This is a genomic window from Hymenobacter sp. B1770 (assembly GCF_049896385.1).
Classification (GTDB): domain Bacteria; phylum Bacteroidota; class Bacteroidia; order Cytophagales; family Hymenobacteraceae; genus Hymenobacter.
Genome location: NZ_JAFCUF010000001.1, coordinates 965,454 through 977,553 on the forward strand (window position 1 = coordinate 965,454; position 12,100 = coordinate 977,553).

The 12,100-nt window shown below is 54.8% G+C and carries 11 protein-coding genes; 10 read left to right on the forward strand and 1 reads right to left on the reverse strand.

The window, feature by feature from the left end; genetic code table 11:
• Positions 1–78: 78 nt before the first annotated feature.
• Positions 79–1,017 carry a PfkB family carbohydrate kinase gene (locus ACP7AJ_RS03950; RefSeq protein WP_426058877.1) on the forward strand — a complete coding sequence of 313 codons (939 nt, stop codon included), beginning with the start codon at positions 79–81 and terminating at the stop codon, positions 1,015–1,017.
• Between the two features lie 140 nt (positions 1,018–1,157).
• Positions 1,158–1,487, forward strand: a complete 330-nt coding sequence (locus tag ACP7AJ_RS03955) for a hypothetical protein (protein ID WP_426058878.1) — start codon at positions 1,158–1,160, stop codon at positions 1,485–1,487.
• Positions 1,488–1,553: 66 nt separating this feature from the next.
• Here the strand turns inward: ACP7AJ_RS03955 and ACP7AJ_RS03960 are convergent, their stop codons facing one another.
• Positions 1,554–3,287, reverse strand: a complete 1,734-nt coding sequence (locus ACP7AJ_RS03960; protein WP_426058879.1) for a M61 family metallopeptidase — start codon at positions 3,285–3,287, stop codon at positions 1,554–1,556.
• A 129-nt stretch (positions 3,288–3,416) separates the two neighbouring features.
• Between ACP7AJ_RS03960 and rpmH the strand changes: the two genes are divergently transcribed.
• The 8 genes from rpmH to ACP7AJ_RS04000 all read left to right on the forward strand — a co-directional run bounded on the left by rpmH (position 3,417) and on the right by ACP7AJ_RS04000 (position 11,522).
• Positions 3,417–3,575 (forward strand): 50S ribosomal protein L34, encoded by a 159-nt coding sequence (gene rpmH, locus ACP7AJ_RS03965; RefSeq protein WP_046246180.1) that lies wholly within the window; start codon positions 3,417–3,419, stop codon positions 3,573–3,575.
• Positions 3,576–3,626: 51 nt separating this feature from the next.
• Entirely contained in the window at positions 3,627–4,115 is a 489-nt protein-coding gene (locus ACP7AJ_RS03970) for a ribonuclease P protein component (protein ID WP_426058880.1), read from the forward strand.
• Between the two features lie 26 nt (positions 4,116–4,141).
• On the forward strand, positions 4,142–5,836 hold the full coding sequence (locus ACP7AJ_RS03975; RefSeq protein WP_426058881.1) for a S41 family peptidase: 1,695 nt from the start codon (positions 4,142–4,144) through the stop codon (positions 5,834–5,836).
• A gap of 66 nt (positions 5,837–5,902) precedes the next feature.
• Entirely contained in the window at positions 5,903–6,598 is a 696-nt protein-coding gene (gene tsaB / locus ACP7AJ_RS03980) for a tRNA (adenosine(37)-N6)-threonylcarbamoyltransferase complex dimerization subunit type 1 TsaB (RefSeq protein WP_426058882.1), read from the forward strand.
• Positions 6,599–6,745: 147 nt separating this feature from the next.
• Positions 6,746–7,264, forward strand: coding sequence for a DUF2480 family protein (locus tag ACP7AJ_RS03985; RefSeq protein ID WP_426058883.1), 519 nt, complete (start codon positions 6,746–6,748; stop codon positions 7,262–7,264).
• 151 nt (positions 7,265–7,415) lie between these two features.
• Complete coding sequence (locus tag ACP7AJ_RS03990; protein ID WP_426058884.1) at positions 7,416–8,744, forward strand: APC family permease; 1,329 nt, start codon at positions 7,416–7,418, stop codon at positions 8,742–8,744.
• Positions 8,745–8,929: 185 nt separating this feature from the next.
• Positions 8,930–10,096, forward strand: a complete 1,167-nt coding sequence (locus tag ACP7AJ_RS03995) for a hypothetical protein (protein ID WP_426058885.1) — start codon at positions 8,930–8,932, stop codon at positions 10,094–10,096.
• Positions 10,097–10,298: 202 nt separating this feature from the next.
• Positions 10,299–11,522 carry a serine hydrolase gene (locus ACP7AJ_RS04000; RefSeq protein ID WP_426058886.1) on the forward strand — a complete coding sequence of 408 codons (1,224 nt, stop codon included), beginning with the start codon at positions 10,299–10,301 and terminating at the stop codon, positions 11,520–11,522.
• Positions 11,523–12,100 lie beyond the last annotated feature (578 nt).

The window sequence follows — 12,100 nt, forward strand, 5'->3', positions numbered from 1 at the left end:
AATTTTCCGGGGACTTTTTTGTTGCTTGCTTTATTTCCGTCTTAGTACGGCTGTTCACTCTCACTACAATCCAGCTACATGAGTCTTCTCGTCATCGGCAGCGTTGCGTTCGACGCCATCGAAACGCCCTTCGGCAAAACCGACAAAATCATCGGCGGTGCCGCTACTTTCATCAGCCTCTCGGCTTCCTATTCGCTGAAGCCTGTGAAACTGGTAGCCGTGGTTGGCGAAGACTTCCCGCAGTCCGACATCATGTTGCTCGAAGAGCACGGAGTAGACGTAGAAGGCCTGCAGGTGAAGCAGGGCGAGAAGTCGTTTTTCTGGTCGGGCAAGTACTCGCAGGACCTCAATTCGCGCGAAACCCTCGTAACCGAGCTCAATGTGCTGGCCGATTTCGACCCCATCATTCCCGATAGCTACCAGGATTGCAAATACCTCATGCTGGGCAACCTGGCGCCGCAGGTACAGCGCCTAGTCATTCAGCGGTTGGTAAACCGTCCCAAGCTGATTGTGATGGACACCATGAACTTCTGGATGGACATTGCCCTAGAAGACCTCATCGCCACTATCGAAATGGTAGACGTGCTCAGCATCAACGACGAGGAAGCCCGCCAGCTCAGCGGCGAGTACTCGCTGGTGAAGGCTGCCAAGAAAATCATGGGCATGGGCCCCAAGTTCCTCATCATCAAGAAGGGCGAGCACGGTGCCCTGCTCTTCCACAAAAGCAAGGTGTTCTACGCCCCAGCGCTGCCCTTAGAAGAAGTGTTTGCCCCAACCGGTGCCGGCGACACGTTCGCGGGCGGGTTCATCGGTCACCTCGCCGCTACCGACGACATCAGCTTCGAAAACATGAAGCGCGCCGTCATCCACGGTTCGGCCATGGCTTCGTTCTGTGTCGAGAAGTTTGGTACGGAGCGTCTGCTCAACCTCACTGATGAAGAGGTTGAAGCTCGCGAAGCCCAGTTTGCCGAACTGGTGCGCGTGGTACCTATGTCGGCTGTGGCCAACGTGGAGTAAGCAGAGTTAATGGGTAAGATTTGGGAGTTAAAAGTTAGAAGCCAGAACGCTCTTAACTTGTGACTATGCCCCAAAGAGGCAACCAAAAGCTTGGAACAAGGGTAAAAACCTTGTCAGCCTTTCCCTCTGACTTCACTGCCATGTCTAAGAACAAACAGAACGACTCGTCTGAACATAAGAAGGACCCAGGCTCGCCCATGGGCCCCGATGCGCTGAATCCTCCTACTGCTTCTAATAATCCTCCGGCTTCGGTAGAGGCCGGTGTCTTGGGTAGCGATAGCACCATTACCCAGAATGCCAACCAGAACCATATTACTGTTTCGGGTAACCAAATCAAGGGCAACCAGCCGGGTGGTAACGTCAATGACATTATCCACTCGCAGGTAAATAAGCCACGCAGTAACCCGCAGGGCAACTCGCCTATGTCGGTTGATAAAAGTCAGAAAGGCCCGGGTCGAAAAGCCAACTAATCTGTCGTTATAAAATAAAAAGCCCCTTCAATCTAATTGAAGGGGCTTTTTTATGCAGTCACCGGACTAGAAATTCCACCCTATCCATTTGCTGAATCCTTCCTGTTGGGCTGTGTCAGCCACCTCTAGCTTGTTCACCGCGTATCGTTGGCCAAAGCTAACTCCCGGCATTGCGGCCAGGGTCACGGTCAGCAGCCGGCTCTGGCGAAACACACTGACTTCGTAGCTCGCGGCCCCGTCGTTTAGCAGCGACTGCAGGTTCATGTCGACGCGCCGGCCGTTTACGGCCACAATCTCATCGTCCACGGTCAGGGCCAGCGCCGCCGGCGAGTTCGGCCAGATGGCACTTACCTCGGTGCGCTCGTTCTTCACCACCGTGCGGAAACCAAATGTGCCTTCTGAAGCCGAGCCGTTCTCAGCTACCAACAGCTGGCAGCCCACGGTGTGCAGCACTTTGTTTAAGGGGTCGGTGAGCGGGGCGGTGCCGTAAATGAATTTATCGAAATAAGCCTGCATGTTGCGCCCCGCCACTTCATTTACAAGGCGGATATAATCGGCCTCAGTGTAACCAATGCCGGTTTTGCCAAACTCCTCGTACAGCCGCCGCATCACGTCGTCGAGACTGCGGGCGTGGCTAGACAGCTGCCGGATGGTAAGGTCCAGAATCAGAGCCGCCAAAGCGCCTTTATGGTACACCGACACCTTGCGGTCGGGCACCCCAGATTTGTAGCCATCAAGCCAGAGGTCCATAGAAGCATCGGCTAGGGAAAGATTCTCGCCGCCGGCATCGTCGAAATGCTTGCGCAGCACGGTGTTTAACTCATCAAAATACTGCTCTGGTGTGCGCACGTGGCTACGCGCCAGCAGGTATTCCCCGTAATAAGTGGTAATGCCCTCCGCGATGAAGCAGGTGCGGAAGTAGTTTTCGCGGCTGTAGTCGTAGGGCTGCATCTCGGCAGGCCGGATGCTCTTGATGTTCCAGGTATGGAATAGCTCGTGGCAGCTCACACCCAGCAGCTCTTTGTACAGGCCTTCGCTCATAATCAGCTCGGCCGGACCCAGGGTAATTACCGTGGAGTTGTTGTGTTCCACCCCATGGTAGTGATTATAGGGCAAAAACTGATTCAGGAAGTGATAATCTGCAACCGGAAATCCGCCAAATAGCTGCAGCTGGACCTCCGAAAAGGCTTTGAAATCAGCTAGAATCTGCGGCCAGTTCAGTTTAGCCTCACCCTGCACCCACACGTGAAAGGGCAGGCCACCGGCTTCGTACTGTTCGTGTACCAGCGTGGGGCTGGCGATGAGCGGCGAGTCGGCCAAGTGGTCGAAATTCGGTGCTGCCAACACGTTGGGCAACGTTTGGGGCAGCCCGCAGGCTATTTGCCAACCCTCGGGTATGGCCACGGTCAGTTCGCAGGCTTCCTGCTGCCGCCCTTCCACGTACATCAGCGCCTGCACCGGGTTCAGATACAGCTGTGTTTCATCGAGCCAAGACCCGCCCGCGTCCATCTGGTGGGCGTAGAAATTGTAGCGCACGCGCACAGTCAGGCCAGCAACGTTGGCCACTTCCCACCGGTCCTTGGTAAGCTTGCGGAAGGAGAGGGGCTGGCCGGTAGCCGCATCAAACACCTCCACTCTTTGAATTTTCTTCGCAAAGTTTTGCAGCTCATAACGGCCCGGGCGCCATGCGGGTAGCTGCAGCTGCAGTGGAGCTGTAGCTGCAGCGGCCACATCCAGCGAAAGCTCGATTTGGAGGTAAAACGTTAGGGGATTGTCGAAGGAAACGCGGTAGTGAATCATAGCCAAAACGGTGTAAAGGGCCTTAAAGCTACTTCGAGCCGGCCCATTGCTGGTAAAAGTGGCTGAGGGCCTTGCCTTTTCCAGAGAAAGCCCGTACCTTTGCCGGCCCAACTCGAAACTAGACATACCATGAAACGTACCTATCAGCCTTCGAAGCGCAAGCGTGTTAACAAGCACGGCTTCCGTCTCCGCATGGAAACCGCTAACGGCCGCAACGTACTGGCCCGTCGTCGCGCCAAAGGCCGCAAGCGCCTCACCGTATCCGACGAAGGCAAGCACAAGCGCTAGTCTCCATAGCTGTTAGCCAGTAGCTAATAGTTGTTAGCCAACAGCTCCCTAATGCAAGAACCACAATCACCCGGCTCCCCCTCTCCAAGGGAGAGGGCGCCGGGAGGTGAGGTTCCCGGGACTGCGCCAGCCAAGCGCTATACCTTTCCAAAAGAGGAACACCTGTGTCGCAAGAAGCTCATCGAAGAGCTTTTTAGCAAGCAGAGTTCCTCTTTTGGCGTTTACCCCCTTCGCATGGTGTGGGTGCCGAGCGCCACGCCCACCGGGGCACCCCCGCAGGTGCTTATCAGTGTAAGCAAGCGCACCTTCAAGCGGGCCGTCGACCGCAACCGCCTCAAACGACTCATTCGCGAGGCCTATCGGCTCAATAAATATCGGTTGCTGGAGCAACCCGGCGGGCATCAGGTCGCTCTTCTAGGTATTATCTTCACGGGCAAGGAAAAAAGTCCGCTGACGTTGGTGGAAAAAAAATTAATTTCCGGAATACAACGTTTGTTGAGCGCAACGGCCGGAGCATCCGCTCCACCACCCGCCCCGTAGATTTGCCTACCTGCTACCTGTATTTTATGACTATCCGTAAAAAACTACTCGCTACCCTGGCTTTGAGTACGTTGGGCCTGGTGTCTTTCCGGGCGGCTTCTGACAACGAGCGGTATTTCGAAATCGCCAAGAACCTGGACATTTTCGTTACCCTGTTCAAGGAGGTGAACACCTACTACGTAGACGAAATCACACCTGCTAAGCTCGTGAAAACGGGCATCGACGGCATGCTGCGCTCGCTCGACCCCTATACCAACTACATTCCCGAGGACGACATCGAAGACTTCCGCACCATGACCACCGGCCAGTACGGTGGCATTGGGGCCTCGGTGGTGAAGCGCAATGGCAAAACCATCGTGCAAAGTGCCTACGAAGGCTATCCGGCTCAAAAAGCCGGTTTGCTCCCCGGCGATGAGATTCTGAACATCAACGGCGTGGTGGTCGATAAAAAGACCAATTCGGATATCAGCAAGCTCCTTAAAGGCCAGGCGAATTCGATAGTTAAGCTCATGGTAACGCGCTACGGCCAGACCCAGCCCGTGCAGATTGACATAACCCGCGATAGAATTCAGGTGGATAATGTGCCCTACACCGGCATGATTTCCGGCGATGTTGGCTACTTCCAGTTGGGTGGATTCACGGTGGATGCCGGCAAAGAAGTGCGCATGGCTATGAACAAGCTCAAGGAGCAGGGCGCCAAGAAAATCGTGTTCGACATTCGCGACAACCCAGGCGGTTTGCTGAATGAGGCTGTGAACATTTCCAACCTTTTCATTGATAAAGGTCTAGACGTGGTAAGCACCAAAGGCAAGGTGACGGAGTGGAATAAAACCTACAAAGCCCTCGACCAACCGCTCGATACCCAAATTCCGGTGGCCATCATCACGTCGAACCGCTCGGCCTCAGCCTCGGAAATCGTGTCGGGCGTGCTCCAGGACTACGACCGCGCCGTGCTGGTGGGCGAGCGCACCTTCGGCAAGGGCCTTGTACAAGCCACCCGCCCGCTGAGCTACAACTCGCAGCTGAAGGTGACCACCGCCAAATACTACATTCCCAGCGGCCGCTGCATTCAAGAAATTGATTACGCCCACCGCGCCGATGATGGCACGCTGGGCAAGTTCCCCGATTCGCTACGTACTGCTTTCAAAACGAATGCTGGCCGTACCGTGTATGATGGCGGCGGTGTAGCCCCCGATATTGAAGTGCAGGACCGCGAGATTGCGGACATCACCCGCATTCTGCTTCAGAAAAGCTACCTGTTCGACTATGCCACGCGCTACCGCGCCGAGCACGCCACCATTGCCCCGGCCCGCCAGTTTAAGCTATCCGACCCGGAGTACCAGAAGTTTGTAAACTACCTCCAGGGCAAAAACATCAGCTACAGCACCGATGCCGAAAAAGCTCTCACCGAGCTTGGTAAAAAGGTGAAAGACGACAAGCACTACGACGACGTGAAGCTAGAGCTCGAAGCCATTCGTAGGAAGGTGACCGTAAACAAGGCCAACGACCTCCAGCGTTTCAAGCCTGAAATCAAGGAATTACTGGAGCAGGAAATCGTTTCCCGCTACTACTTCGAAAAGGGTCGCACCGAGGCTGGCTTCGACGACGACCCCAATATCATTGCCGCCGTGGCCGTGCTTAATGATGCAAACCGGTACGCCGCGCTGCTGAAACCTACGGGGCAAGCCGCTAGTGCTAGGAAGTCGTCGGGGACTAAGTAGTAGTTTTGATGTTAAATGAATAAAAAGCAGACCCCCATGAGGGTCTGCTTTTTTGTGTAATCGTAAATGCCAACGCTACTCCTCTCCCTCGAAACCTCATCCCCTGTCTGCTCGGTAGCTCTGCACCGAGTAGCGGATGGCTCCCTGGTCGGCCAAACCGAACTGCGCCTCGATAAGTCGCACTCCACCCACCTCACCATCTTAATCGAGCAACTTCTCGCAAACACTGGCCATTCGCTGCCTGACCTAGCTGCTGTAGCTGTAAGCGACGGCCCCGGTTCTTATACCGGCCTGCGCATCGGTGGTGCTGCTGTCAAGGGATTGTGCTTCGCACTTGACATTCCATTGATAGCCATCAGTACACTGCAGGCACTCGCCGCACAAGTTGCCGCTGTCACTGCTCGGCCCGAGGCGCATTTGTATTGCCCAATGCTGGACGCTCGCCGCATGGAAGTCTACGCCGCGCTCTATACCCATGAAGGGCAGAAAGTAGTAGCTCCCACGCCGCTACTACTCGATGCCGACACGCTGGCCGAACAATTGAGCCACCATTCTGTGTTATTCTTTGGTAATGGAGCTGCTAAGTTTCAGACCTTGCTGGGGGAACATCCCAATGCTGGATTTCTAACTGGCATCGAACCTTCGGCTGTGGCAGTTGGTGCATTGGCTGTAGCGGCCTATCACCGTCAGGAATTTCAGGACGTAGCGTACTATGAGCCGTTTTATCTAAAGGAAGTTTATACCACGACGCCCAAGAAGTAGCAAGGACTTGTAGTCCGCAAAAAACGGAACGTCATGCTGAGCGCAGCCGGGACAATTCTACCTCAGAAGTTATCTATAGCTATAACAAAGCAGTAGAGTTGCCTCAGCTGCGCTCAGCACGCCGCTCTACTCATAACGAATATTCTCATGGAACCTCTCTTCGTCAACCGCGTCGCCAATAGCGGCCTCGTTACCCTCAATCTGGAAGAATTCATTCATCCCGGCGAGCGGGTGGTGTATGATATCAAAGAAAACCTCTTCCACGGCCTCATCCTGCGCGAGAAGGATTTCCGCGAGTTCGTCAAAACCAACGACTGGACCCAGTACGACGGCAAGAACGTAGCCATTATCTGCTCTGCTGATGCCATTGTGCCCACCTGGGCCTACATGCTGCTCGCCACCAAGCTTCAGAATCATGCGCACCGCTACGTCTTCGGCAATCTCGAAGCACTGGAGCAGTCCCTCTTTCAGGAAGCCATTGCGGCCATCGATACCGAAGAGTACCGCGACGCCAAAGTGGTAGTAAAAGGTTGCGGCAATGTGCCCGTACCCACTTACGCCTACGTGGCCATCATGCAAAAATTGCTTCCAGTCACCAGCAGCATCATGTACGGCGAACCATGCAGCACCGTGCCCCTCTACAAAAAGCCCAAGGTGCAAGCGTAGTGCAGCTACCATTCTAGCTGTAGAGAGGCGACACTTCGCGTCTCGTCGTTCGCGCCGAAAGTAAATCGTCAAACGACAAGGCGCGAAGCGTCGCGTCCACAACCCGAACCCACTCCGTTTTCAACGGGCTACAGGCTTGCATCTTTGCACCATGCCTGAGCTTACCCGCATACCTTATAAAATTACCTTCCTGACCGGCGCGTCCATTGTCATCGCCAATATGGTGGGCACGGGCGTGTTCACCAGCCTCGGGTTTCAGGTAATGGGCATCCAAAGCGGCTTTGCGCTGCTGATGCTATGGTTGGTTGGCGGCCTGATTGCCTTATGCGGTGCCGTTTGTTATGGTGAGCTGGCCGCCGCTATGCCCCGCTCAGGTGGCGAGTACCACTACTTAAGTCAGATTTACCATCCAGCCCTTGGCTTTCTTTCCGGATGGGTATCCGCAACTGTCGGTTTTGCTGCACCCACAGCCTTGGCTGCTTTAGCGCTGGGCGAGTACGCCAAGAGCCTCTGGCCAAACCTTCAGCCCACGTGGCTCTCCGTCGCAGTAGTGCTCGCCCTCACCTTAGTTCATGGTAGCAGCACCCGTGTTGGCAGCCGCCTGCAGGTCATTATCACTGCCTTGAAAGTCGTGGTGCTGGTCGTTTTCATCGGCGCCGGCATGGTAATAGGGGAGGGACAACCCCTAAGCTTCGCGCCCGATGCGGCTGGCTGGGAAGCCCTAGTCAGTCCCGCATTTGCCGTTTCACTGGTTTATGTGAGCTATGCTTACTCCGGTTGGAACGCCGCCGTATACGTCACCGGCGAAATTGAAAACCCCAAGCGCAACCTCTCTCGCATTCTATTGGCCGGTACGGCCGTGGTCCTCCTATTATATGTAGGGCTCAACTATGTGTTTCTCCGCTCCACACCACTGGCTGGGTTAAGTGGTCAGGTTGAAGTCGGGTTTGTTGCGGCTACCTCACTTTTCGGGCCCCTCGGCGGCCGGCTCATGGGCGGCGTTATAGCGGCCCTCCTCGTTTCCACCATCAGCTCGATGATTTTTGCTGGCCCACGCATTGTGCAGACGATGGGGGAGGACATTTCCGCCCTGCGTTGGCTGGCGCCCCGCAGTAGTGCCGGCATTCCCGTGCGGGCACTCTTGCTCCAAACGGCTATTACCATGGCTTTTATTCTCAAGCCCAGCTTCAAAGAGGTTTTGGTGTACGCGGGCTTCGTCTTAAATCTTTTCACCTTTCTCACGGTGCTGGGTTTGTTCGTCCTCCGGCTAAGAAAGCCGGGCTTGCCGCGCCCCTATCGTGCCTGGGGTTACCCCGTCACGCCGCTAATTTTCCTGGGCCTAAGCGGCTGGACGCTGGCTTTTATCCTGCGCGACAAGCCCACTGAATCGCTCTATGGCTTGGCAACCCTGGGCGTCGGCTTGCTCGTGTACTTCCTCACGAAACGTACTGTCCGCTCAGTGCCTGCTGCCCAAGGCTGAGGCACAGCTGTAACTTGCAGCTTCTTTATCAGGCTTTATCCTCATTGGATTACCCCCTTTTAACTACGTTCTATATAATGTACGTCCCCATCGCTGCAGTCCGACTGCTCCCAGTCGCTCTGCTTCTGCTGACCGCCTGTTCCGATTCGAATACCAAAACGGATACAGTTGCCACCAGCGAAACCATGGCTTCCACCGCAGATGCCATCGATTCCACTAAATCGCCCTCTTCAACCGCATCGTCCGTACGTCCCAACCGCCTTACTGCGCCAGACCCAGACACTACTTACGCCCAAGATGTCGCGGCTTATCTGGGTGGCCTGCGCCCCAGCCACAAAAGCAACTTGACCAAGTTGGCTGAGCAGCCCGCTTGGCAAGCCTTTGCCCAAGACCAGGATAAAAGTTGGGATAAATACCGCGCCACCCACACTGCCAGTATGACCAAGTGGGCCAGCGCCGAACTCGACGAAGTGCACTCAAACAGCCCCACCATCTTCTATCCCTTCAGCGGCCCCGATTTCCTGAACGTCTTCACGATGTTCCCCACCAGCCAGACCTACGTGCTCATGGGCCTCGAGCCCGTTGGCAGCATGCCTGTTCGCGCTTCTCTTGAAAATCCCGCCTTGTTTCCAGCCGTCAAAGCATCCCTTTGGTCAGTCTTGAACTTCAGCTTTTTTCGCACCAACGACATGGCTGTTGACCTAAAATCCGTAGAGCTCGACGGGGCCTTGCCGCTTATGATGCTCTTCGCCGCCCGCACCGGCAACCAAATCACTGCCATTCGCCCCGTACAGCTCGACGCCACCGGCCAGCTCCTCGATGCTCCCACCGACACCAGCAATGCCACCAGCGCCAGCCGAGGGGCAGCGTTAGCCAAATCCGTTCCTGGCGTTGAAATGAAGCTGCGTGGCCCCGACGGCCAGCCCAAAACCGTTTACTACTTCTCTACGGACCTCAGCAACCACGGCCTGCAAGTCAAGCCGGCTCCCATCCAGTTCGTGCGTTCCCTTGGCCCCCTCACCACCTACGTCAAGTCGGCTACGTATCTAATGCACAAACTCTATTTCAGCGAAGTCCGCCGCCTGGTCCTGCGCCACAGCCGCTATATCCTGCAAGATGATTCTGGCATCGCCATGAAGTTCTTCCAAAAAGGAGCTTGGCAATTCAACTACTACGGCGCTTACAAGCGTCCCATCAACCTGTTCGCCAAACATTACCAGCCCGAGCTCACCACCGCCTACACTGATTCTACCCACCGCCCCAAAGCCCTGCCTTTCGGCACTGGCTACAACTGGCGCCAGACAGACTCTAATCTGCTGCTAGCCCGCCGCCTGATTCCTCTGGCTGACTAATCATCCAAGAAGTGCAGCCTCACAGGGCCGTGGTGGCAACACCACGGCCCTTTCTATTCTATGCCCTATGAAAACGCGCTATAAACTGAGGACGCTACGCTATTATCTAATAGCAGTGTCTCTAAGTATATTAATTACAACTATAGCTGTCTTAGCCGCATCAACTCCTATTCATAGGGCCCTTTCTTATTGGAGAGAAGACGTGCCCAGCAGGAACCAAGAGGAGGTGTTAGTGCCCAGCGACTCCTCGCTATTAGACAGTCTCCTCCGCACCACTCCTCAACTCGCCCGCATCGCCATCAACCCCAGCTACGAACTTCAAATCATTTACACCCAGATAAACCGCGACGCTCAAAACCGCCCCACCTTTATCCCCCACACCTTCCACCTCAACGCTGGCCAGTATTTCAACCCCGCTAGCCTGGTAAAACTCCCCATAGCGGCCCTATCCCTCGAAAAGCTTAATACCCTCAACAAGCCAAGAGTCACTCGTAACACCATCCTGGCTACCGGCGCTGCCTTCCACTGCCAAACGCCTGTCCGCTTCGCAGCCCCCGCTGATTCCGACCAAACCGCCACCGTCGGTAACTACATCAAGCGAATGCTCCTCGTTAGTGACAACATCGCCTACACCCGCCTTTACGAATTCCTCGGCCAGCGCCCCCTCAACGACCGCCTTGCCCAACTCGGCTACCCCAACACGCGCATCACCCGGCGCTTTGCCCCCTGCGACACCACCGCCAATCGCCACACCAACCCCATCAGCTTTCACACGCGCCAAGGCGATACCTTATATAAGGAGCCGGCCAAGTTCAATCCACGTCCCTACAATAGTCCCCTCGGGCCCGTCTTCAAAGGCCGCGCCCATCAAGCCGGTGGCCGCATCCTCTCCAAACCCTACGATTTCACTACCGCCAATCATTTCCCTCTTGCCGACATCACCACCTTTTTGCAAACCATTCTTTTCCCCACCAGCGTCCCTGCCTCCCAACGAGCCAACCTCACCCCCGACGGTTACCGCTTTCTCCGTCGCTACCTCCACGCTACCCCCCACCAGTCCGGCTTCCATCCTTACACCTCGGCGCGTTACTTCGATGCTTATAAGAAGTACCTCTATTACGGCCGCAACCCCAAACTACGCCGCCAACCCGCGCTTCGCATCTATAACATAGTAGGCATGTCCCACGGCTACCTCTCCGATGTAGCCTACTTCGCCGACTCCCTTCACCAATCAGAATTCATGCTCAGTGCCGTTCTGTATGTCAATCGTAACGGCATTATCAACGATGGTACCTATGAATACGAATCTATCGGCCTGCCATTTCTGGCTCAACTTGGTCGCTCCATCCAGCAATACGAAGCCCAGCGTCCTCGCCAGTACCGACCAAATCTGGTAGCATTCTTCCCCGCCGAGCCAATACGCTAAATTACTCCGAAAAAGATGCGGCTGATAAGTCGCTGATTAAGAACTCGGCCCTGCTCCAAATCCTAGCCGAACAACTTCAGCAAGCAAAAACCTTTCGACTACGCTTTTCTTCTTCAAAAAAACCTCCTACTTTTGCAGTCCCAAAACGTCAAACGGACAACGGGTTTCTCGAAAGCAAAAGCTCCTAGAAAAATTGAAAGCGTCGGAACTTCACGAAACGTTTGCTTGTCTTACTGCTCGTGCTGCCTAAGCAAAGTCCTAGAAAATTTATTTCTTAGAGTTCTTGCAGAAGCTGAAAAAGGCGCCGTACCTTTGCACCCCGCTTCAATAGGAGGCAATAGAGATTGAAAAGCGAAAAAGAAAAATCCTAAAAAATTTTCATCGGAAGCTTGACAATTCAACAAATATTCTTACCTTTGCACTCCCAAATCGAAAGAAGGGAAACAAAACGAAAGAAAACACCGGCCAAATAGGTCACACTGATGCTTCAACTGGAAGCATCACACGTTCTTTGAATGAATGGAAAAGACAAATGGTAAGACCTGCTTCGGCGGGTTGACAACCAAGCGTAACATTGA